Origin of the sequence: Allobosea sp. LjRoot90, from assembly GCF_964254315.1 — a bacterium.
GTDB lineage: Bacteria > Pseudomonadota > Alphaproteobacteria > Rhizobiales > Beijerinckiaceae > Allobosea.
This window is the reverse complement of sequence record NZ_CAXUTF020000002.1, coordinates 992011-1013887: the sequence shown is the minus strand read 5'-3', so window position 1 is coordinate 1013887 and position 21877 is coordinate 992011. Positions and strand designations below refer to the sequence as shown.

The 21877-nt window shown below is 64.9% G+C and carries 19 protein-coding genes; 10 read left to right on the top strand and 9 right to left on the bottom strand.

The features are described from left to right. Nucleotides 1–86 precede the first annotated feature (86 nt). From ACSQ3M_RS11625 to ACSQ3M_RS11615, 3 genes are all read right to left on the bottom strand, one after another. Nucleotides 87–236 carry a hypothetical protein gene (locus ACSQ3M_RS11625; RefSeq protein ID WP_436150213.1) on the bottom strand — a complete coding sequence of 50 codons (150 nt, stop codon included), beginning with the start codon at nt 234–236 and terminating at the stop codon, nt 87–89. A gap of 189 nt (nt 237–425) precedes the next feature. After that, entirely contained in the window at nt 426–659 is a 234-nt protein-coding gene (locus ACSQ3M_RS11620; RefSeq protein ID WP_436150212.1) for a recombinase family protein, read from the bottom strand. 305 nt (nt 660–964) lie between these two features. Then, entirely contained in the window at nt 965–2557 is a 1593-nt protein-coding gene (locus ACSQ3M_RS11615; protein ID WP_436150211.1) for an ABC transporter substrate-binding protein, read from the bottom strand. A 92-nt stretch (nt 2558–2649) separates the two neighbouring features. On the opposite strand from ACSQ3M_RS11615, the gene ACSQ3M_RS11610 reads away from it, so the two are divergent. Continuing rightward, on the top strand, nt 2650–3699 hold the full coding sequence (locus ACSQ3M_RS11610; RefSeq protein WP_436150210.1) for a phosphotriesterase family protein: 1050 nt from the start codon (nt 2650–2652) through the stop codon (nt 3697–3699). Between the two features lie 9 nt (nt 3700–3708). On the opposite strand, the gene ACSQ3M_RS11605 is transcribed toward ACSQ3M_RS11610, so the two are convergent. Continuing rightward, the gene (locus ACSQ3M_RS11605) at nt 3709–4446 is read right to left on the bottom strand and encodes a TetR/AcrR family transcriptional regulator C-terminal domain-containing protein (protein WP_436150209.1); all 738 of its coding nucleotides are present in this window, start codon (nt 4444–4446) and stop codon (nt 3709–3711) included. A gap of 204 nt (nt 4447–4650) precedes the next feature. On the opposite strand from ACSQ3M_RS11605, the gene ACSQ3M_RS11600 reads away from it, so the two are divergent. Together ACSQ3M_RS11600 and ACSQ3M_RS11595 are read left to right on the top strand one after the other, a co-directional pair. After that, the gene (locus ACSQ3M_RS11600; protein ID WP_436150208.1) at nt 4651–5961 is read left to right on the top strand and encodes an aspartate aminotransferase family protein; all 1311 of its coding nucleotides are present in this window, start codon (nt 4651–4653) and stop codon (nt 5959–5961) included. Between the two features lie 64 nt (nt 5962–6025). After that, nucleotides 6026–6952: a Bug family tripartite tricarboxylate transporter substrate binding protein gene (locus ACSQ3M_RS11595; protein ID WP_436150207.1), complete on the top strand. Its 927-nt coding sequence runs from the start codon at nt 6026–6028 to the stop codon at nt 6950–6952. Nucleotides 6953–7179: 227 nt separating this feature from the next. Here ACSQ3M_RS11595 and ACSQ3M_RS11590 read toward each other — a convergent pair whose 3' ends face one another. Further along, nucleotides 7180–7566 (bottom strand): hypothetical protein, encoded by a 387-nt coding sequence (locus ACSQ3M_RS11590; RefSeq protein ID WP_436150206.1) that lies wholly within the window; start codon nt 7564–7566, stop codon nt 7180–7182. On the opposite strand from ACSQ3M_RS11590, the gene ACSQ3M_RS11585 reads away from it, so the two are divergent. Then, nucleotides 7526–7984 carry an AMP-binding enzyme gene (locus ACSQ3M_RS11585; protein ID WP_436150205.1) on the top strand — a complete coding sequence of 153 codons (459 nt, stop codon included), beginning with the start codon at nt 7526–7528 and terminating at the stop codon, nt 7982–7984. The genes ACSQ3M_RS11590 and ACSQ3M_RS11585 overlap by 41 nt on opposite strands. Nucleotides 7985–8237: 253 nt before the next feature. Here ACSQ3M_RS11585 and ACSQ3M_RS11580 read toward each other — a convergent pair whose 3' ends face one another. Further along, nucleotides 8238–10604 (bottom strand): xanthine dehydrogenase family protein molybdopterin-binding subunit, encoded by a 2367-nt coding sequence (locus tag ACSQ3M_RS11580; protein ID WP_436150204.1) that lies wholly within the window; start codon nt 10602–10604, stop codon nt 8238–8240. A 203-nt stretch (nt 10605–10807) separates the two neighbouring features. Between ACSQ3M_RS11580 and ACSQ3M_RS11575 the strand changes: the two genes are divergently transcribed. The 4 genes from ACSQ3M_RS11575 (at nt 10808) to ACSQ3M_RS11560 (ending at nt 15847) form a co-directional block, all read left to right on the top strand. Beyond that, nucleotides 10808–11824: a cupin domain-containing protein gene (locus ACSQ3M_RS11575; RefSeq protein WP_436150203.1), complete on the top strand. Its 1017-nt coding sequence runs from the start codon at nt 10808–10810 to the stop codon at nt 11822–11824. Between the two features lie 406 nt (nt 11825–12230). Next, nucleotides 12231–13184 (top strand): NUDIX hydrolase, encoded by a 954-nt coding sequence (locus ACSQ3M_RS11570; protein WP_436150202.1) that lies wholly within the window; start codon nt 12231–12233, stop codon nt 13182–13184. A 66-nt stretch (nt 13185–13250) separates the two neighbouring features. Beyond that, nucleotides 13251–14225 (top strand): quinolinate synthase NadA, encoded by a 975-nt coding sequence (gene nadA, locus ACSQ3M_RS11565; protein ID WP_436150201.1) that lies wholly within the window; start codon nt 13251–13253, stop codon nt 14223–14225. Then, the gene (locus ACSQ3M_RS11560) at nt 14222–15847 is read left to right on the top strand and encodes an L-aspartate oxidase (protein ID WP_436150200.1); all 1626 of its coding nucleotides are present in this window, start codon (nt 14222–14224) and stop codon (nt 15845–15847) included. The genes nadA and ACSQ3M_RS11560 overlap by 4 nt, the downstream gene beginning before the upstream one ends. Here the strand turns inward: ACSQ3M_RS11560 and ACSQ3M_RS11555 are convergent. The 3 genes from ACSQ3M_RS11555 to ACSQ3M_RS11545 are packed head-to-tail and all read right to left on the bottom strand — an operon-like array spanning nt 15844 to nt 18774. Then, nucleotides 15844–16995 (bottom strand): serine hydrolase domain-containing protein, encoded by a 1152-nt coding sequence (locus tag ACSQ3M_RS11555; protein WP_436150199.1) that lies wholly within the window; start codon nt 16993–16995, stop codon nt 15844–15846. The two genes, ACSQ3M_RS11560 and ACSQ3M_RS11555, sit on opposite strands and share 4 nt — an antisense overlap. A 38-nt stretch (nt 16996–17033) precedes the next feature. Then, nucleotides 17034–18374 carry an NAD(P)/FAD-dependent oxidoreductase gene (locus tag ACSQ3M_RS11550; protein ID WP_436150198.1) on the bottom strand — a complete coding sequence of 447 codons (1341 nt, stop codon included), beginning with the start codon at nt 18372–18374 and terminating at the stop codon, nt 17034–17036. Beyond that, entirely contained in the window at nt 18361–18774 is a 414-nt protein-coding gene (locus ACSQ3M_RS11545; protein WP_436150197.1) for a Rid family hydrolase, read from the bottom strand. Before ACSQ3M_RS11545 ends, ACSQ3M_RS11550 begins: the two co-directional genes overlap by 14 nt. A gap of 244 nt (nt 18775–19018) precedes the next feature. On the opposite strand from ACSQ3M_RS11545, the gene ACSQ3M_RS11540 reads away from it, so the two are divergent. Together ACSQ3M_RS11540 and ACSQ3M_RS11535 are read left to right on the top strand one after the other, a co-directional pair. Further along, nucleotides 19019–20155 carry an NAD(P)/FAD-dependent oxidoreductase gene (locus ACSQ3M_RS11540; RefSeq protein WP_436150196.1) on the top strand — a complete coding sequence of 379 codons (1137 nt, stop codon included), beginning with the start codon at nt 19019–19021 and terminating at the stop codon, nt 20153–20155. A gap of 65 nt (nt 20156–20220) precedes the next feature. Further along, nucleotides 20221–21867 (top strand): peptide ABC transporter substrate-binding protein, encoded by a 1647-nt coding sequence (locus ACSQ3M_RS11535; protein WP_436150195.1) that lies wholly within the window; start codon nt 20221–20223, stop codon nt 21865–21867. The last annotated feature ends 10 nt before the right edge of the window (nt 21868–21877 follow it).

Sequence of the window (21877 nt, the reverse complement as noted above, 5' to 3'; positions counted from 1 at the left end):
TCGCGCCAGGGGCGGTAGGTGGCATTTTTACTTTCGGTGGTTTCAGGCCCCCGCAACCAACTTTACCGAACACCGATCTTCGGTGCTTAAAGCCGCCCTCCCGAGGGCGGCTTTTTTTCGTTGGCGCCCAGCGCAATCTCGATCATCCGAGCGATCTCGCCGACCAGTTCGATCTCGTAGCTCTCACCTGCAGGGTGAATGACGACCGCCTCAATCAGCCCGCGGATGATAGTCAACGCCTCGGAGCGCGTCTCATTATCGTCAAGGGCGATCTTAAGCGCGTCGACTTCTGCCGGTACAGGCCAGCCAGATTGGGGTGCAGACGTACTGGAGTGGGGGCAGGACCCTCCAGCAACCGTGCTGCCTGGGCACGCTCTGCCTCGAGGCTCTCCAAGCGGGTGGCGAGGCTCGGGGGTCGCATGCTTTCAGCGATGGCCGACACCAAGCCGTCGATCTGCCGATCTACGATCTCCATCCAGCAGGAGCTGTTGATAGCCTGGCCGTAGATGGCTCGACCCTGACATCGCGCGATCAGTGTATGATTCCGCGAAGGCCCAGCCTTCACGATCAATCAGGGATTGGCAGATCGCGATCTGATCCTCGACGGATTCGTCACGCTGCTGGTCACTCGAATATCGCGCATAAATGGCGGCCTTCATGATCTGCGTGCCCGCCTGTTATCCCGAGCACCGCGCAAGCCGGCGATCAGTTCAGCATGCTCGATCGAGGCCACCAAGGTGGTTGCGTGATTGTAATCTTGTGTCCGCTGCGGACACGTATGGCCCATCCCAGCGCGCGCGCTATCGATCCCGACTGCCGTCGCAGCAAAGGTCGTAAAGCTGTGGCGCAGGGAATGGGCCGAGAGCAATGCCGAATTCGCGCAGGGCGATGTGGATGGTGTGAGCTGAAAGCGGCTTACCACCTAACCCCAACCAGGCACCGTCTCCGGAGCCTAAACACCTAGTTATTGAATGCGGCGGACATTCCACATGCTCGGGATCGTCGACTCGAGAAAGCCGGTTAGATCGGCGCGATAGGCTGTGGGGATGAAAAACTGGCCGAGCGGCACGATCGGCGCCTGCCTGAACGCGTCGACCTGGATCGCCTCGGCGACCGCAATCTGCTCGGTCGGCCCCTTCGCGGTGAGCCATTTTGAGGCCAACTCCTCCGCCGCTGCGTTCTCATACCAACCGAACCAGCCCTTGCCGCCCTGGCCGCGCAGCGTCTGGTTGATCGCGGGATTGTCGACGGCGAGCGAAGGCCACCATGTGTGGAAGATGCTCCAGCCGCCTTTCTCGATCGGCTCGCGCGAGGCGCGCCTCTGCACGACACTTCCCCAATCGGTTTCCACCAGCTCGACATTGATCCCGAGCTTGCGGAAGAGATCGTCGGTGATCTGCCCGAGCGGTCCGATGCTGGCGATGTCGGTCGGACTGATGATGACCACGCGCTCGCCCTTGTAGCCGGCCTCGCGCAGCATGGCCTTGGCACGCTCGAGGTCGCGCGCGCCCTTGAGCGGCTCGGCGCCGGTTTCGCTGGCATAGCGCGTGCCGCAGGGCCACATCGAGAAGCAGCTGCGGAAGTTCTCCTCGATGTTGCCCGTGACAGCGCGCATGTAATCGGCCTGCTCGACGGCAAACATGATGGCCCGGCGTATCGCCGGGTTGTCGAACGGCGGATGCAGCGTGTTGAAGCGCATCATGCCGATGAAGCCGGACCGGTCGTGAATGGCGACCTTGACGTTCCTGCTGGTCTGCAGGACCGGGATCAGATCCGGGAGGGCCTGGTCCCACCAGTCGATCTCACCAGTCTGTAAGGCCGCCGCGGCGGTTGCGGCGTCCGGCATGACGATCCACTCGATGCGTTCGAAATGGGCGACCTTGCCACCGGCCGTGCGCTCGGCCGGCTCGCCGCGGGGAACGTAGCCGTCGAACCTGGCATAGACCGCCTTGCTGCCGGAGACATACTCGCCCTGCAGGAATCGGTAGGGTCCCGAGCCGACGATCTCCGCGATCTGCTTGAAGGGGTCGGTCTTCGCCACCCGCTCCGGCATCATGAAAGGCGTGACGCCCAGAGGCTTGGCGATCGCCTCGAGAAAGAGCGGGAACGGCGTCCGGAACGTGACACGCAAATGCCTGTCGTCCGGCGCCTCCCATTTGTCCGCCATGGCATCGAGCAACTGACCGAAGGCGTCGCGCTTCGCCCAGCGCTGCAAGCTCGCGATGCAGTCGCGTGCGAGCACGGGCTGACCGTCATGCCATTTCAGTCCGTCGCGCAATTCGATCGTCCAGACGCGGCCGTCGGCCGAAACGGAATGCCCCTTCGCCATTTGCGGCTGCGGTCGCAGCGCGTTGTCGAGGCCGTACAGCGTGTCGAAAACGAGATAGCCGTGATTGGTCGTGACCTGGGCCGTCGTCCAGATTGGATCGAGCGAGGTCAAATTCGCCTGCGGCACGAATTTGAGCACCTTCGGGTCGCGACGCTGTGCCCGGACGCTGCCCGAAGCTCCGACCGTCAAAAGTCCCGCGGAGGCCGCCAGGAAGTCTCGCCGTCTCATCGCCATCCCCCTTCTGTCTTTTATCGGATCAGGTTGACACGTGCCAAATTAATTGTCCATCGTACAATTAACCTACAGCGGAGGGAGAAAACATGAAGCCGCGTTTCGATCGCGCCGCTCTGCGCGGCAAGGCTCAGAGTGTGCTCGGGCTGGTCGATCCAGCGAGCCTCGGCCCCACGCTGATGCACGAGCACCTGATCTGGGACATCCGCACATCCGCGATGGCGAGCGACCCTGATCAGGGGCCCGAGATTTCACTCTGCAACTGCTTCCGCATGAACTACGGGCGCTGGAAGGTGCCTTGGAATCTCCTTTTGCGCTGTCGGGATACGGCGGCGAAGGAGGTGCAGGCCATGGTCGATGCCGGCGGGCGGACCATCGTCGAGCTGAGCAACGGCGGGCTGAAGCCAGATCCGGATGGGCTGGCGGAGATTGCGCGCAGGACCGGCGCGACTATCGTCATGGGCTGCGGCCACTATGTGCACGACTATCAGGATCGGGCCAATGACGACCGCGATATCGACAGCTTCGCATCCGAGATGATCGACCAGGTCTTCGAGGGAGCCTGGGGCACCTCGGTGCGCGCCGGGATCATCGGCGAGATCGGCTGCCAGGTGCCATGGACCGATCTTGAAAAGCGCGTACTGCGGGGCGCTCTAGTCGCCCAGACGGAAACCGGCGCCGCCGTCAATATTCATCCTGGACGCACGGTCGAACAGCCGCAAGAGATCGCCGCCTTCGTCCTGGCGCATGGTGGCGATATCAGTCGTGTGATCTTCAGTCATATCGACCGAACAATCTTCGACGAGGACACGCTGCTGCGGCTCGCCGACACTGGCTGTGTCATCGAGTTCGACCTCTTCGGCCAGGAACAGGCGTTCTACACCTGGGCCGATATCGACATGCCGAACGATGCCGGCCGCCTGCGCTTCATCCGAACCTTGATCGATCATGGCCATCTCGAGCGCGTCGTGATCAGCCACGACATCTGCTACAAGACGCGGCTGACCAGCTTCGGCGGGCACGGCTATTCCCACATCTTCGAGAACATTCTGCCGCTGATGCGCTCGCGCAGTTTCTCCGAGACCGAGATCGAAGCGATCCTCGTCGGCAATCCGCGCCGGTTGCTGACCTTCGTCTAACCGGGCTGCCTATGCAGGTTTGCTGGCGAGCATGCGCAACCCAGTGATGATCGTTTCGACGTAAAAATCGAAGCTATGCGTCATCGGCTTCTCAGCGCCGCCCTGCCAGCGAACGATGAAGGCGCGGTTGGCGAGTGCGTCGAGATTGCGCGCCAGGCGGGGAAAGCGGTCGGCATCGACTGAACGAATCTCCGTCTCGAAGGCTTGCGCCCATTCGCTGGCGTCCTCGGCCGGGCCGGGGGCGAGCTCCAGCGTGACATAGCCGAGCATGCCTGCGACCACGGTGTTGTAGGCATCGACCAGCCGTTCGCCGCGAAAGCCGGCTGCCTCCAGCGCCGCGAGAATCCGTTCGACGATCTCCATGTCGACGCCCGTGTTCGAGACAATCTGGGCACCGAGCAGCGGAGCGATATTGGGGTGCTTGCGCAGCGATCCGCGGTATCGGGTGAACAGGGCGCGGATCCAGTTCTCCCAATCGCCGACCGCGTCCTCGGCGGGCGGGACGACATCGGTGAAAGCCGTGGCTGCGACCGCACCGAGCACGGCGTTGCGACCGCCCGGCATGTGCCAGTACAGCGCGGTCGGAAAGACGCCGAGAGCCCGTGCGAGTTCGCGCAGGCTGAAGGCCTCCAGCCCTCGTTCGTCGATGAGACGCAACGCCTCTGCCACGATCTGCTCGCGATCGAGCGCGAGGACCTCGTCGCGCTTGGGACGTCCTCGCCGCTTGCGTTGCTCGGCTTCCTGCATGTTCTCCCTGGCGTTCGCTGCGGTCGAGCCGGTTCCATCCTCGACATGTCGCAATTAGCAGCCGCGCTCATGCCGCGAAACCTCGCCGAGCAATTCCTTGCCGATGTCTCTCGACAAATAAATTGTACATCGTACAATTATCTCTCGATGAGAATGCACCGGCCTGAGGTTGGCGCATCAACGGCGACGGGTGGAAGGCAGATCATGGATGCGGCGCGACTGAACAGGACGATCGACGACGAACTGATGGAAGCCCGGGCACGCTATGAGGAGAGGCGCCCAAAATCGCGGGCCGTCCACCAGCGTGCTTGCGAGGTTATGCCGGGCGGAAACACTCGCACCGTCCTCTACCACGGCCCGTTTCCGCTCCGCCTGGCTCATGGCGAAGGGGCGATCGCGACAGACGCCGACGGTCACCGCTACGTCAATCTGCTCGGCGAATATACCGCCGGCCTGTTCGGTCATTCCCATCCGGTCATCCGCGCCGCAATCGACGCGGCGCTCGACGGCGGTGTCAATCTCGGCGGCCACAACATGTTCGAGGCGGAGCTCGCCCGGCACGTCGTCGCCCGTTTTGCGGCGATCGAGCATGTGCGCTTCACCAACTCCGGCACCGAGGCGAACCTGATGGCGATCGCCACGGCGCGCGCCTTCACGAAGCGGTCGAAGGTCCTGGTGTTCCGGGGCGGCTACCATGGCGGTCTGCTCTATTTCGGGGGCGGTGGCATCCCGATCAACGCTCCCTACGACTTCATCGTCGCGCCCTACAACGATACCGAGGCGACAGCGCGTCTGATCCGGGAGAACGCATCGGATCTTGCCTGCGTGCTGACCGAGGCGATGATGGGATCGGGCGGCTGCATTCCCGCCCGCCCGGATTTTCTCGCGATGCTGCGCGAGGAAACCCGCGCTACTGGAGCGCTTCTCGTGCTCGACGAGGTGATGACGTCACGCTTCGGCCGCAGCGGCGCCCATGGCCTGCTCGAGCTTGAACCCGATCTCGTGACGCTCGGCAAATGGATCGGCGGCGGCATGTCGTTCGGAGCATTCGGCGGGCGGGCCGACATCATGGCAATGTATGATCCTTCGAGGCCGGGCTCCCTGCCGCATGCGGGAACCTTCAACAACAACGTGCTCTCGATGTCGGCTGGCATCGCCGCCCTGACGCAGGTCTTCACACCGGATGTCGCCGAGGCGCTGCACGCACGCGGCGAGCAGTTGCGGGAACGCCTGAACGAGGTTTTCCGCAACGCCGATGTCGCTCTTCAGGCGACCGGGCAGGGGTCGCTGATGAACATCCACGCGCTGCGCGGCCCGGTGAACAGCCCCGACGATCTCGATGGCAGCGACGATCGCATCAAGGAACTCGTCTTTCTGGATCTGCTCGAACGCGGCTTCTACCTCGCTCGCCGCGGCTTCATCGCATTGTCTCTGGCCATCGACGACTCCACGACGGAGCAGTTCCTCACCGCATTTCAGGACATTGTCTCGGAGCGAAGGCGCGTCCTCGTCTGACGTCAAAAATAAAAGAGGGGAATCATCGATGCGTCACACGATTCTGGCCGCACTAGCCTTCGCCATGGCTCTGCCCGCCGCTGCCCAAGAAACATTTCCGAGCAAGCCGATCACGCTCGTCGTGCCGTTCGCCGCAGGCGGCGGAACCGACGTGATCGCGCGCCTTCTCGCGGAAAGCGTCGGGCAAAAGCTCGGCCAGAATGTCGTCGTCGAGAATCGCGCCGGAGCTGGAGGCATCATTGCGAACAAGGCTGTGATCGCAGCGCCAGCCGACGGCCATACGATCCTGATTGGCACGGCCGGAACTCAAGCGGCAGGGCCGGCCTTCAACCCCAATTCTGGGTTCAATCCCCTTTTGGACCTCGCTCCCGTCGCGCGGCTGGGGAGCACGCCCAACCTTCTGGTGGTTCACCCGGAGGTTCCGGCCAAGAGCATCCCCGAGCTCGTCGCTCTCGCAAAGCATAAGCCAAAGAGCCTGAGCTTCGCATCCAGCGGCCAGGGCACGGTCTCCCATCTATCCGCGCTGCTGTTCGGAACGATGGCCAAGATCGAGATGACGCATGTCCCCTACAGGGGGGCAGGGCCTGCCAACAATGATCTCGTCGCCGGGCAGGTGCAGGCCATGTTCGATGTCCCGATCACCCTGCTACCGCTTGTCAAAGCAGAAAAGCTGCGCGTTCTCGCCGTGACGACGAAGTCGCGCTTCGGTGCGCTGCCGGACGTGCCGGCACTGCGCGAGGTCGGGTTTCCGGATTACGAATCGGAGCTGTGGATCGGGATATTCGCACCGCGGGCGACGCCGGAAGCCGTGGTCAAGCGCATCTCGGCGGCCTTTCTGGAGGTTCTCGACCAGAACGAGGTTGGTGAGCGGATGAAGCAGTTCGGTTTCGAGCGCGCTGCGGGCGACGGAAAGGCACTGCACGAGACACTCAGCTCGGATCATGAGCGTTGGCGGCGCCTCATGCGCGAAACCGGCGTAAAGCCGGAATAGGCGCGACGATATTCGGTTTCGATTGGGCGCCTCCGCATCTTTCGCGGCACCTTCCCGCTTTCGGCGAGGCGGCTGGCGAACGCAGCGTGGCACGGAAGCTGAAGCCGACGAGCGGAGCCGACAACGTTCTGGCGCCACAGGCCGGTATGAGGAGCACTCATGGCTGCCGCGTCATCCGTGCCTATCGCGCCGTCGTCCAGGACCATCTTCGGCTGGCGCGCGGCCTGTCACCCGACTTCGTAAAGAGCCTTGAACCAGATCGTCGAGAGCTCCTGGATCAGCATTTCGCGATCCGTCGCGGCTTCGATGATGTCCGGGTTTCGGATGACGAAGATCTCCCGCAGCACGTCGTCGACCATGCATTCCATGGCAAAGACGCGCAGCTTCAGCCTGGCTGGATCGAGCGGAGAGGGGCGGTGCCGGACGGCGTGGGCGAGGACGCGCTCGGCCCAGCGGCGATTGACCCGCTGCTTCTCGGCCATCAACTCGGGTAGGGTCTCGCGGAGCTCGCGGACCCGCTCCATGAAGACGGCGTTCTTCTCGAAATAGTCGATGTAATAGCGATTGGTGGCGATGATCGCCTCGAGCGGCGAGCGGCGAGCGGCCGACGGCACCTCCGCTGGGCATCGCGAGCGTGAGATCCTGGAGCGCGAGGAGGACGAGCCGCGCGGCCTCTTCCTTCGAGGCGACGTATTGGTAGAGCGCTGCGCGCGAGACAGCAGCGATCTCCGCGAGCTGCCGCAGATAGAGGATTGCGCTGCCGTGCCGGTGCCCGACGCAAGGCGCGGCGAGGAGGTCAAAATCTTTGTGCAGCTCAAGCCTGGGTTCTCACGCGCCGATTTGCCGCCCGAGGCGATCCTGACGCATGCCCGCAAGGGTCTCGCCGCCTTCAAGGTCCCGCGCTTCTACGCCTATGTCGAGAGCTTCCCGCGCACGGTCTCGAACAAGATCGAGAAGCGCAACCTCGTCGCCGGCGTCAGCGATCTGCGCGCCGACGCCTGGGATGCGGAGGCAACGGTACCCCCAGATTGAGGACCTTTGTTTATCCGTCAGGAAGAAGGGGAAATGAGAAACCCAGGCGTGACGAGGAATAGGCTCCACCGCAATATCTGCCCGGCTGCTTCGACGCAGATCGCTAAAGGCAGCTGCGCGCCAGTAACGGAAGTCGGCGCCTTGCCCGGCGGGACCGGACCTTATCGGACGATGCGGACCTGCACCGGGCGGCGCATAGTGTTGACAGGTTTCTGCGCCGGCACTGCCCTTCAGGAAGCCACCGTCCACGGACCTAAGTCACAGATCCGATCCGTCCGGACTGAACCGCTCGCCAGACCGCCTGAGGCGTCGCGGGCATGTCCAGATGCTTGATGCCATACGGCGCCAGGGCGTCGACGACTGCGTTCATGACCGAAGGCAGCGAGCCAGCGCAACCGGCCTCGCCGCAACCTTTGGCGCCGACCCGGTTATTCAGGGTCGGCACACCACGGCTCACGAATGAGAAGAAGGGGACATCGGCCGCCCGAGGCAAGGCGTAGTCCATATAGGATCCGGTGAGGAGCTGGCCGCTGTCGTCATAGACCGTCCGCTCGAACAGAGCCTGGCCGATGCCCTGGACGACGCCGCCATGGAGCTGCCCTTCGACGATCATCGGGTTCACGACGGTTCCGAAGTCATTGACCATGACATAGCGCACGACCTCGACATGTCCGGTCTCGGGATCGATCTCGACTTCGGCGACGTGACAGCCATTGGGATAGGCCGAAGGCGCTGCCTTGAAGACATGATCCACGTCGAGCGACTGTGGTAGGTCGGGCGGGACCGCAGCACCACCACGCAGCCTGGCCGTTATGTCCATAATGTCGATCGAGTGGTCGGTCCCGATGACGGTGAATCGGCCAGCCGCGAACTCGATATCGGCGACATTGGTCTCGAGGAAATGACCGGCGAGCAGCTTGCCCTTTTCGATGACCAGCTCGCTTGCCTCGATGATCGCCGAGCCGCTCGCCATCAGCGATTTCGAGCCGCCTGTCCCTCCGCCGGCAATCAGCCGGTCGCTGTCGCCCTGGACGAGCCTGATTGCCGCGAAGGGAACGCCGAGCTGGCTGGTAAGCAGTTGGGCGAAAGGCGTCCAATGTCCCTGGCCGTAATCGAGCGTGCCGGTGACGATGCTCACGCTGCCGTCCGGTTCGAAATGGATCCCGCCCATTTCGTTCGTCGGTGGCGCCGTGACCTCGAGATAGCAGCCGATACCGCGTCCGCGCAGCAAGCCCGCCTTACGGCTCGCCCGCAATCGCCCGGCATATCCCTTCCAATCCGACGCCTCGAGGGCTCGCTCGAACAGCGCCGGAAAATCGCCGCTGTCGTAGATCGTCCCCACCGGCGTGGCCCAGGGCAGCTTGGCTGGCGGGATCAGGTTGCGCCGCCGCAGGCTCGCGCTGTCGATGCCCATATCGCGGGCCGCCGTATCGATCAGGCGCTCCATGAAATAGTTGCCCTCCGGGCGACCCGCACCGCGATAGGCACCGATTGGCGGGGTGTTCGTCACCGCACACCGCGTCCGGACCTCGACGAGCGGCGTCCGGTACATGCCGACAGAGTTCTTCCCGATATTCGCCGTCGGCATCATGGCGCCGACCGGAGTGAGATACGCGCCCATGTTGGCGACGCCGGTGAAGCGCGTCGCAAGGAAACGGCCGCGGGCGTCGAGGGCCAGCTCGGCCTCGAAAACCATGTCGCGCCCATGGTGATCCGAGACGAAGCTCTCCGATCGTTGATCGGTCCATTTGACCGGCCGCTTCAACATGCGGGCTGCGTGGAGGAGAGTGACGTATTCGGGAAACACGGAGGCCTTCATGCCGAACGAGCCGCCGACATGACCTGTGACCAGGCGCAGCTCGGCAGGCTTCACCCCCATGGCTGCGGCCAGGTTGTTGCGCATGCCGAAGGCGCCCTGGCTCGGAGCGTGCAGAGTGTAGCGCTTCGACTTGCCGTCGAAGCTCGCAATAGCGCTGCGCGGCTCGATCGGATTGACCACGACGCGGTTGTTGACGATCCGCACCCGGGCGATGTGCGCGGCTTCGGTGAAGGCCGCAGCGACCTTCTCGCTGTCGCCGGACTGGAAATCGACGATCAGATTGCCGGCGACATCGTCATAAAGTTGCGGGGCGTCGGCCCCGAGCGCCTGCTCGGCATCGGTGACGGCAGGCAGGACCTCGATGTCGAGCCTGATCGCTTCCGCGGCGTTGCGGGCCTGATCGACGGTGCGGGCGACCACCATCGCGACAGGGTCGCCGACGAAGCGGATTTTGTCGGCCGCCAGCGCCGCCCGCTGGGGCCTTCTCATCGGCGCGCCATCGCGGCCTGGCACAGCGATCGGCGTCACGATCGCGTTGTAGCCGTGGCCGGTGAGGTCCGCCGCGGTGTAGATCGCGACGACGCCCTTCATCGCTCGGGCCTCTGCCATATCGAGGCCACGCAGATGGCCATGGGCATGAGGGCTGCGGACGAAGGCTGCGAAGAGCTGCCGCTCGACGCTAAGATCGTCCGTGTAGCGCCCGTGCCCCTGCACGAGGATCGCATCCTCCCTGCGCGGCACAGGTTGACCGATCCCGACCGAGGTCATGAGATCGCTGTCACGGGAATCGCTATGGTTCATCGAGGACCGGCCGTGGGCAAACAAGACAGGGATATCAGGACTACCTTGATAGGGCGGCAGTCCGATCCGCCGAAAGAGCGCCGATTGCAGCCCCGACCAGCGCCCAGCGGTTGCGAAACGCGCCGGCTGAGCCAGCATAGCTACTAGCGCATGGCGGTTCGCTGCCGCGCAGACCGGATGAATGGAACGGAACAGGTGTCCTGATGGGCCTTCGCTTCATCTTCATGCTCACCCGCAACGACCGGACGGTCAGCGATGCGATGGAGCAGCTTCGGACGGCTCTGGCTCTGGGAGTCCGGCATATCGGCTTCAAGGACATCGGCTTGCCGCTCGACACGCTGAAAGCGCTCAACACAGTTATCAGGGCTGGCGGCGCGACTTCCTATCTCGAAGTCGTCTCGCTCGATCGCGACAGCGAGATCGCATCTGCGAAAGCTGCGGTTGAGATCGGCATCGATATTCTGCTCGGCGGGACAAGGGTTGACGACGTGCTGCCGATCATCGCCGGCACGACGATCCAGTACTGCCCCTTCCCGGGCACGATCTCCGGGCATCCGAGCGTCCTGGAGGGCAGCATCGACGAGATCGTCGCCAGCGCGCAGGCCATGGCCGCACGCGACGGCGTGCACGGCCTCGATCTCCTGGCCTATCGCTCGCACGAAAACGTCCCGGCGCTGATCGAGGCTGTCTGCTCTGCGGTGTCGAAGCCGGTCTATGTGGCCGGATCGATCGACACCCCGGGCCGCATCGAAGCCTTGAAGCAGGCCGGGGCGGCTGGTTTCACCATTGGCACGGCCGCACTCGATGGAAAATATCCGGCCGATGGCAGCGATGTGCCAAGCCAGCTGAAGACGATCATCCGTGATGTCGCGATGCTCAACAGGCACATCTCGCCGTTCCGCAAGGAGAATTTGGAAAGCGCTTTCGGGCGATTTGCCGACAGCTGGCCGCCTCGGCTCGCCGCATCCGTCAACAATCTGCAGATCAAGCTCGCGAAATTCGAGGGCGAGGCCGGCTGGCATTTCAACAGCCGCGAGGACGAGGTCTTCTTCGTTCACAAGGGCCGGTTGCTGATGAAGTTCCGCGACCGCGACGAGGTCATCGAGGAAGGGGAGTTCATCGTCGTGCCGCACGGCGTCGAACGTTGTCCGACCGCGCTCGATGAGGTCTGCGAGGTCGTCGTGCTTGAGATCGGCACGGCAACAGCAACCTCTCAATAGGAACTGGAAATTGCCTTGGAGCATTCCACGCAGAGGTGGCCCTAGCCGCGTCCGATGGCGTCGGTGATCACGCGAAACACTGCTACCGGCAAAAGAACACTGCAGAAGATGTTTAAAAATGGCTCGGTCGAGCATCAGCTTCGTGACCATTTGCTTCAACTCAGCTTTTTTCAGGGTGGATCCGGAAATCCATCCTTCCGCGAGTGGTCCCTCCCGGCATGCGGCTCAATTGCGCCAGAACCGGACATTGCCTCACCGGCGGGAAGCGGACATGTGGGAGCGGACCGCTTGACGCCGGTACCGACCTATTGCGGATTGCGAGAATGTCCGCATACGACCGATCGGCACGTCCTTCGCTCGGCCAACCTATTCAGATAATTTTGCGATCGGAGACCCGTCGGATCCCATGCAAGCCGATACTGTTCAGGCACCAGCGATCAATCGAAGCCCGGCTATCGGCGCGGATCTGATCGCCGTCGTCGTTGCCGTGAATCATGGCGAGCCGCGTGTGCTGACGATCGAACAGGCCGGGTCCTTGCCGTCCGGCCCATTCGAGCTGGGACATCGCTCCCTGCAGTCGGGCCTGAGGGCGTGGGTGGAGCGGCAGACCGGCTTCTCGCTCGGCTATATCGAGCAGCTCTACACCTTTGCCGACCGCGACCGGATCGGCCCCGACCGCGTCCAGATCTCGATCAGCTATCTCGGCCTGACCCTGGAAGCGCCGGCCAAGAGTTCCCCCACACATGGCTGGCGAGGCTGGTACGATTATTTTCCGTGGGAGGACCATCGTGCAGGCCTGCCCTCGATCCTCGCCGATGTCCTCGTGCCTCGGCTTCTGGTCTGGGCTGACAGCGCTGAAGGTTCGAACACGCGTGAGGAACGCCGGCGGCGCGTGGCACTCAACTTCGGCCTCGACGACCATGACTGGAACGAAGAGCTGGTTCTGCAGCGATATGAACTGCTCCATGAAGCTGGCTTGGTGGCCGAGGCAGTGCGCGAACAAGCCGATGGCAGCGCGCAATCAATTCCTGGCCGGGCGATGATTGCCGATCACCGCCGCATTCTCGCGACGGGCATCGCCAGGCTTCGCACCAAGATCAAATACCGGCCCGTCGTGTTCGAGCTGATGCCGCGGACCTTCACGCTGCTGCAATTGCAGCGCGCCGTTGAAGCGCTCGCCGGCCGGCTCGTGCACAAGCAGAATTTCCGGCGGCTCATCGAACAGCAGGATCTGGTCGAGGAGACCGGCGAGACGACGTCCGATACCGGCGGACGCCCGGCGAAACGCTTCCGTTTCCGCCAGTCGGTCCTGGAGGAGCGCACTGTCGTCGGTACAAGGCTGCCTCTTTCACGCGCTTGACATCTCTTATGCTCAGAGTAAGCATATCCATATTATGCTCTATTTGAGCATAATAGGAGCCCGCCCATGCTCGACATGTCCACGCAGACGGCCACGCTCTATCAGCGCGTGAAAGGTGTTGTTCCACCGGCGGAATGGCTGAGCTTCGCCGACGACATCGAGGCCATTCTCGCTTTGAAGCGGCAGCGGAATGCGGTCATCCTGGCGCATAACTATCAGACGCCGGAGATCTACCACGGTGTCGCCGACATTGTCGGCGACAGTCTCGCGCTCGCTCGCAAGGCGATGACGACCGAAGCCGATGTGATCGTGCTGGCCGGCGTGCATTTCATGGCCGAGACCGCGAAACTTCTAAACCCGCAGAAGACGGTTCTGATCCCCGACCTCCGCGCAGGCTGCTCGCTGGCGGATTCCATCACCGCAGCGGACATTCGGCTGCTGCGAGAGCGCTATCCGGGCGTTCCGGTCGTTACCTATGTCAACACATCGGCCGAGGTGAAGGCTGAATCCGATATCTGCTGCACCTCCGGCAATGCGAAGGCAGTCGTCGAGTCCCTCGGCGTCCCGCGGGTGCTCATGCTTCCGGACGAGTACCTGGCCCAGAACGTCGCGGCCCAGACCGATGTGCAGATCATCGCCTGGAAGGGGCACTGCGAGGTCCATGAGCGCTTCACGCCGGCCGACATCCGTGCGCTGCGGGAAAATCACCCCGGGGTGATGGTGCTCGCCCATCCCGAATGCCCGCCCGAGGTGGTGGCCGAAGCCGACTTCTCCGGGTCGACCGCTGCCATGTCCGATTATGTCGAACGGCAAAAGCCGCCCCGCGTCGTGCTGATGACCGAGTGCTCGATGAGCGACAATGTCGCGCTCCAGCATCCCGATATCGAGTTCATCCGGCCCTGCAATCTGTGCCCGCACATGAAGCGGATCACGCTGGCGAACATCCGCGCCGCACTGGAACAGAACCGCCATGTCGTGACCGTCGACCCCGAGATCGCCGCGCGCGCGCGGCTCGCCGTCGAGCGGATGCTTGCCGTATGAGTGTCAGCATCCAGGGGCGTGACGGCCGACCTGTCATCATCGGCGGCGGTATCGCGGGATTGCTGATCGCGCTTCATCTCGCACCGCGGCCAGTATTTCTCCTGTCGAGATCGCTGCTGGGAACCGAAGCTTCGAGCGCCTGGGCGCAGGGCGGTCTCGCCGCCAGCCTTGGAGACGATGACGATCCGGCTCTGCATCTGGCCGATACGCTCGCGGCTGGTGACGGCCTCTGCGACAGCGACGTGGCGAGGCGCATCCTCGAGGCGGCGCCCGCCGCGATCGAAGCGCTGGCAGGCTTCGGTGTCCGCTTCGACCGCAACTCGCATGGACGATTGCGGCTCGGGCTGGAGGCTGCACATAGCCGGCGACGCATCGTTCATGCCGATGGTGACGGCAGCGGGCGCGAGGTCATGCGAGCCTTGGTTGCGGCCGTGCGCTCCACGCCCTCGATCGAGATTGTGGAAGGCGTCGAAGCGCGCCGGCTGGCGGTGGCAGAGAACGCGGTCCACGGCGTCTGGGCAAATGGCCCGAGAGGCCCTGTGTTCTTTGGCTCACGGCAGGTCGTCCTTGCCAGCGGTAGCATCGGCGGGCTGTTCCTCGACAGCACCAATCCCCTCGGCAGCTGGGGACAGGGCCTGGCACTGGCAGCTCGCGCGGGGGCAGTCCTGGCCGATCTGGAGTTCATTCAGTTCCATCCGACGGCGCTCGATGGATCGGGCAGCCCGATGGCGCTGATCAGCGAGGCCGTTCGTGGCGAAGGAGCGCTCCTTGTCGATGAAACCGGCCGGCGCTTTCTCGAGGATGTGCCAGGTGCCGAGCTGGCTCCGCGCGACATTCTTGCGCGCGCCGTTCAGAACCATCTCGCAAACGGTCACCGCGTCTTTCTCGACGCCCGGGACAAGCCTGGTCCCGCATTCGCGCGCCAGTTCCCCGCTATCGCCTTGGCCTGCGGCAAGGTCGGCATCGATCCGGCGCAGGACCTCATTCCCGTCCGCCCTGCCCAGCATTACCACATGGGTGGCATCGCCGTGGACGGCTCTGGCCGGACCTCGGTCACGGGTCTCTGGGCTTGCGGCGAAGTCGCATCGACTGGACTCCACGGCGCCAACCGGCTCGCGAGCAATTCGCTGACCGAGGCGGTTGTCTGTTCGCGTTGGGTGGCCGAGAGCCTGGCGGGAACGACTATGCGCCCGGCACCGCAGGCGATGATGGGCAATGCCGCTTCGTCCGATCCGGCACCCCTGCGCGCCCTCCTGTCGCGCTCACTCGGCGTGGTACGCGACGGTGAAGGCCTGAGCGCGGCTGCGCAAGCCTTGTTGCCGCTCGCCGAGCGCAAGGACAGTATCTCGGATCCGGCGGCCGTCGGGCTGATGATCGCGATCGCCGCCCTGCAGCGCCGGGAAAGCCGTGGTGCTCATTGCCGGGCGGATTTTCCTCATTATGCGGCCGTCGCCAGTCGCTCCGAAATCACTCTTACCGCCGCTCTGGCAGCAGCGCGGGAGCTCGCTCCAAGGCTGTTTGGAACCGTGACCGGCATTCACCGGCGCGGAGGTGTGGCGCCGGCCGCGCACTCTGGCACTCGCCGCCATGGCGACCGAAATGGTGATCGCCGCTATCGCTAAAGACTGTTCGCCAACGCCACGAAGAAGGCGTCGTCGTTGATCTCCAGCCGGCGACGATAGCCCGGTTTCGAGCGGGCGCTCAGCACCACCACGACGAGGCGCTTGCGCGGGTTGATGTGGATGAATTGCCCGTAGATGCCTTCGGCCTGGAAGGTACCCTTCAGGGCGGGATCGTCGAGGACCGGGATCCACCACATATAGCCATAGGGGATCGGCACCTCGCCGATCCGGTACGGCGCGCCGGCCTCGTCGCGCCAACCGTCCGGCAACAACTCCTGCGAGCCGATCCGCCCCTCGTCGAGCACGAACTGGCCGAAGCGGGCATAGTCGCGGAGCGTCGCATGCAGGCCGCTGCCCGCGATGCCCATGCCGCCCGGGCTCTCGCACCACCAGGAGGCGTCGGCCTCCATGCCGATCCGCGACCAGAGTTTGGTGGAGAGATAGTCGGCGAGGCTGGTGCCGGTCGCGTGCTCCAGCACCAGGCCGGCGAGATAGGAATCGCCGGTGTTGTACTTCCAGGAGCCGCCCGGCGGCGTCTCGGCGGGCAGGCTCTCCATGTGCCTGACGATCCCGCCTGGCTCCCAGTTCATCTGGGTGTCCATCAGTAGGCGCCGGTCGGATGTCGGGTCGGTATAATCCTCGTTCCAGCGCACGCCAGTCGCCATGCGCAGCAACTGACGAACCGAGACGTCGGCATAGAGGCCGCCCAAGTTCACGTAACGCGTCACCGGATCGTCGAGGCTCGCGATCGCGCCTTCGCGCAGCGCGATGCCGTAGAGTGTGGCTGTGACCGATTTCGCCAGCGAGCAGGATTTCCACTGCGTCTGCGGCCCGATGCCGAGCGAATAGCTCTCCTCGACCACCGCGCCGTCCTGAAGGACCATCAGGCCGGCGACACGGTTGACCGACAGATAGTCGTAGAGATCGAACGTCCGGCCGTGATCGCGGATCTCGAGCGCCGGCAGCTTGTGGCAGGCGTCGGGGAGTGGCGAGATCGTCTCGCCTCGTCGCACGCGCCGGGAGGGAAACCAGCCGGCCTCCTGCGACATCGCCGCGACCATCTCGTCCGGCCGCAGCGTACCGTCATAGTAGCGACGGATGTGCTCGCGCGCGGCGGCATCCATGCCGCCCTTGTGGGTCGTGGTCATGCGATCCTCTCGAGGCCCATGCGGAATGACCGTAACGGTCAGAGCGGAGCGTGTGGTGCCGAATAGGTGCCGCGCGCGAAACGGTCCAGCTTGAGCGGCGCCAGGATCGTGGCCGGAGCCTCGCCCTTGGCCAGCCGGGCGACATGACGGCCGACCGCGGGTGCGAGCCCAAAGCCGTGGCCGGAGAAGCCGGTGGCGACGACGAGTCCACCGATCTCGGCGGGAGCGTCGAGCACCGGCAGGGCGTCCGGCAGGACGTCGATCCGGCCGGCCCAGGACTTGACGATCTCGATGCTCCGAGCCCCGGCGAAGAGCTCGCGGACGGCTGCCCCTGTCTGCGCTGCGAGCTTGCCGTTGGGTTGGATGCGGGGACGTCGCGCGATGGCGCGCTCACGATCAGGCACAGCCAGGCGCTGGTGGAGATCGTCGACGAAAGGGCGTCCGAGGCGAAGCGAGAAGCCGTTGCCGTAGCGCAGCAGCCCCGGCAGGAAGAAGCGGGCGGCCCGGAAGGAATCGAGCGACAGGTCGATATCGGAGCTCGAATCGGCGGCGATGATGCAGGAGCCGTCGGCGCGTTGCCGCAGCCCGATGCCGAAGCCGCAGAAGCAGGCGTCGCTCAGCGGCGGCAGCGGTGCGGTCAGCGATACCGTGCTGCGCACGCTCTGTTGCGGCAGCGACAATCCGAGCGGCGCCAGCAACCGGTAGCTCTGGGATCCGGCCGCGCAGACCACGGTGCTGCAACGGATCAGGCCGTGCTCGGTCTGGACGCCGCTGACCACCCCGGCTGCAGTCTCGATGGCGAGAGCTCCGCAATCCTCGATGATGCGTGCACCGCGACGCGCCGCGGCCTGGGCGAAGGCGAGGGTCGCCAGAGCCGGTTCCGCCTGTCCGTCGGTTGCGGTGTAGAGCGCGCCCTCGGTCTTGCCGCGCAGCGACGGCAAGAGATCGGTGACCTCGCGGGCCGACAGCAGCCGGGTGTCACAGGTGATGCTGCGTGTCGTCTCGTGCCAGCCGGCGAAGGCGGCCATTTCCTTCGGCGTCGCCGCGACGAAGACGCAGCCGGTCCGGCGCCAGCCGACAGGGGCTTCGAGCTCGGCTTCGAGCCCGGGCCAGAGCGACAAGGCCTCGACGGCGAGCGGCAGTTCGAGCGGGTCCCGGTACTGCGTCCTGACGAAACCCCAGTTCCGGCCGGATTGCTGCGACGAGACCTTGTCGGCTTCGAGCAGCACTGCCCTCAACCCGGCGCCGGCGAGATGAAAAGCGGCGGCGGCACCGATGATACCGCCGCCGATGACGACGACATCGGCCTGGTCGGGGAGGGAGTCGGCCGCTGCGATTACGTCGTCGGGAACATGCGAGCGCAGGCTAAGCATCGACATCGACGATGGCGTCCATGTCCATCTCGACCAGGATGTCCGGATCGAAGAGCCCGGCCTCGACCGTGGTGCAAGCGGGCTTCACCTCCCTGAAGGCCTCGGCGAACACCGCCATCACGGCCTCGTAGTCGGCGGCGCGAGCGATGAACATCCGCACGCGGACGACATCCGACAGGCCTGCTCCGGCCTGGGCTAAGGCGGCCGCGGCATTGCGGAAGAGCTGGCGGGTCTGCTCCGACGCACCCTCCGCCAGCGTGCTCGTCGCATAGTCGTAGCCGGTGGTGCCGGAGAGCATGGCATGCGCCCCAACGACCACGGCGCGGCTATAGCTGTACTGTGCTTCGAAGGCACTGCCGGAGGAGATGTTGCGCCGGCGCCGCGCTTGCAAACCGGTCTCGCTCATGGGCTTTGCTCCGCTCATCTGTTCGGGCCAAGGCAAGCCCCGACACGGCGGCGATGTCGATTTCAATAATTGGGGGCGGGGCCCAGGGAATTCGGCCCATCCGGCTGCTTGCTGCCGGCAACCCAGCTTTTGAGGTGCCGCCCCCCAATTATTGAAATCGACTGTGCGGCGGCGCGGTGCTGTCGTTGAACATGTCGGCGGATGACTGCCGGTGGCCGATGACCGGGGAGCTGGTGCGAGGACGATGCGGGTCGATGTGATCATTGTGGGAGGCGGGATCGCGGGGGCATCTGCCGCCTATGTCCTGTCCCGCCACGGTTCGGTCGCGCTGATCGAGCGTGAAGAGCATGCCGGCTATCACAGTTCCGGACGTTCGGCCGCGCAGTTCACGGTCGGCATCACCGCGCCGACGATGCGGCGGATGGCGCAGGCCAGCCGCGCCTTCCTCGAAGCGCCGCCAGCCGGCTTCTGCGCCCATCCGATCATGACGCCGCGCGGCTGCCTGACGGTGGCGGATACCGGGCAGGAGGCGGCGCTGGACCGGCTGGAGGAGCGCATCCTCTCGGTCGGCGCCAGGGCGGAGCGGCTGGATAGCCCCGCGGCCCTCGGTCTTTTCCCGGCGCTACGGGCTGAGAAGGTCCATGGCGGCGTCTATGAGCCCGACGCCATGGACATCGATGTCGATGTGCTGCTGCAGGGCTATCTGCGCGGCGCCAGGGCGAATGGTGCGACGATCGCTCTGAAGGCCGTTGTCGACACCATTCGCCGCGACGCGGCCGGTTGGACCGTGGCATGGCCGGGCGGAGAGGTGCAGGCGCCGCTGCTGGTCAATGCCACCGGCGCCTGGGCCGATGAGATCGCCCGTTTGGCTGGCATCGCTCCGCTGGGCATCGTGCCCAAGCGCCGCACCGCCTTCACCTTCGCGCTCCAGCCTGACCATGACAGCCGGGCCTGGCCGCATGTCAGCAATGTCGACTATCGCTGGTATGTGAAGCCCGAGCCCGGCTGCCTGATGGGCAGCCTCGCCGATGCGACACCGGTCGAGCCGGGCGACGCCTATGCCGATGACTTCGACGTCGCGCAGGCGATCGACAATATCGAGCAGGATACGAGCTTCCGGATCGGCCGCCCGCTCAGCCAATGGGCAGGCCTGCGGAGCTTCGTCGCCGATGCCAACCCCGTCGCCGGCATGCGGCCAGCGGAGCCCGGCTTCTTTTGGCTGGTCGGCCAGGGTGGCTGCGGCATCCTGACTTCGCCGGCCATGGCCGAGGCAACGGCGGCCCTGCTCGCGGGGCGCGAACTACCGGCCAACCTAACGGAACTCGGTATCACGGCCGCGGATCTCTCGCCCGCCAGGGCTGGGTTGCAAGCGTCCGGCTGAGACGGGCCGGGCGTTCGCATGACCGAGGCTGAACACAGCCCGGAAAACAATGAGGGGACAGGACGATGTCGGAACGCAGCGATCGGAAGAACCTCCATAGCCGGCGGGACGCGCTGGCGCTTGGCGCCGCCGTTCTGGCTGCCGGCCCGGCATGGGCGCAACAGCGCCCGCCGGCGCAGCCGAAGGGGCAGGTCGTCGCCGGCCTCTCGCAGGAGCCGACGGTCTTCAACCCGCTGATGCCTGGCAGCGAGGTCGACCAGGGCGTCTGGTGGCAGCTCTTCAGCCCGCTCTGGGCGATCGATCCGGACGGCAAGCTCGTTCCCGACCTCGCCGTGGAAGTGCCGAGCGTCGGCAATGGCGGTCTTTCGGCCGACGGGCTGAGCTGGAAGGTCAAGCTGCGGCCAGGCGTCAAATGGCATGACGGCACGCCTTTCACCGCCGAGGACGTCAAGTACACGCTCGACCTGATCAACACGCCCGGCTTCCGGGTCCGCAACCGGGTCGGCCATAGCCTCGTGCGCGACATCAGGGTCGTCGCGCCCGACGAGATCCACTGGCGCATGGAGAGCGCCTATTCGCCTTATCTCTCCATCCTGGCGCTGACCTTCATCGTGCCGAGGCACATCCTCGAAAAGGCGACGGACCCGAATACCGCGCCGTTCAACGCGGCGCCCGTCGGCACAGGCCCGTTCCGCTGGGGCGAGCGCGCCGCCGGCGACCATCTGCTGCTGCGGGCGAACACTGCCTATCACGGCGACGGCCCGCATCTGGAGCGCGTCGTCTTCAAGTACATTCCGGATTTGACGGTGCTCTACACGCAGTTCCGCACCGGGCAGGTCGACTATCTCGGCATCGGCGGCATCGCAGCGCATTTCGTCAAGGAGGCGCAAAGCCTGCGCGGGCGGCGCATCTCGCGCTCGCCGACGCCGTTCATCGAGCACATCGCCCTCAACCTCGGTTTTGGGCCCTTCGCCGAGAAGGCGGTGCGCGAGGCGCTCTATCTCGCCATGAACAAGACGGCGCGGATCGACGCGCTCTATTACGGCCTGCCGGTGCCAACCGAATCCTTCCTGCCGCGCGAATCCTGGGCCTATGAGGACGGGCTGCCGGCGCATCGGCATGATCCGGCCAAGGCCAACGCCATCCTCGACGCTGCCGGCTGGGCGCGCAGCGCGGACGGCATTCGTCAGAAGAACGGGGTGCGCCTCGAATTCTCCAATTCAACCACGGTCGGCAATCCCGGCCGCGAGCAGTCGCAGCAATTGCTGATGCAGGACTGGCGGGCGATCGGCGTGGCGCTGCGCATCAACAACATGCCGGGCGCGGTGATCTGGGGCGAGTTCTGGCAGAAGTCGAAGTTCGAATCGGTGATGGTCGGCTCGAACTTCATGATCGGCAACGATCCCGACGTGACGCCGCGCTTCGCCTCGACGGCGATTCCCGCCAAGGCCGGCACCGGCCTCAACACCTCCCAGTACCAGAACCCGGAGATGGACCGGCTGCTCGCCGATGGCGCCAGCCAGTTCGACCCGCAGGAGCGCCGGAAGATCTATGGCCGGGTCCAGCGCATCATCCGTGAGGAGTTGGTCCTGCTGCCGATCTATCAGACGGTGATGGCCGAGGGCATCAAGGAGGGGCTGCAGGGCTTCGCGCCCAACATCAACTGCTCGTCGAGTTGCTGGAACATGCGGCGCTGGTACTGGGCGGCGTGACGGTCTGACG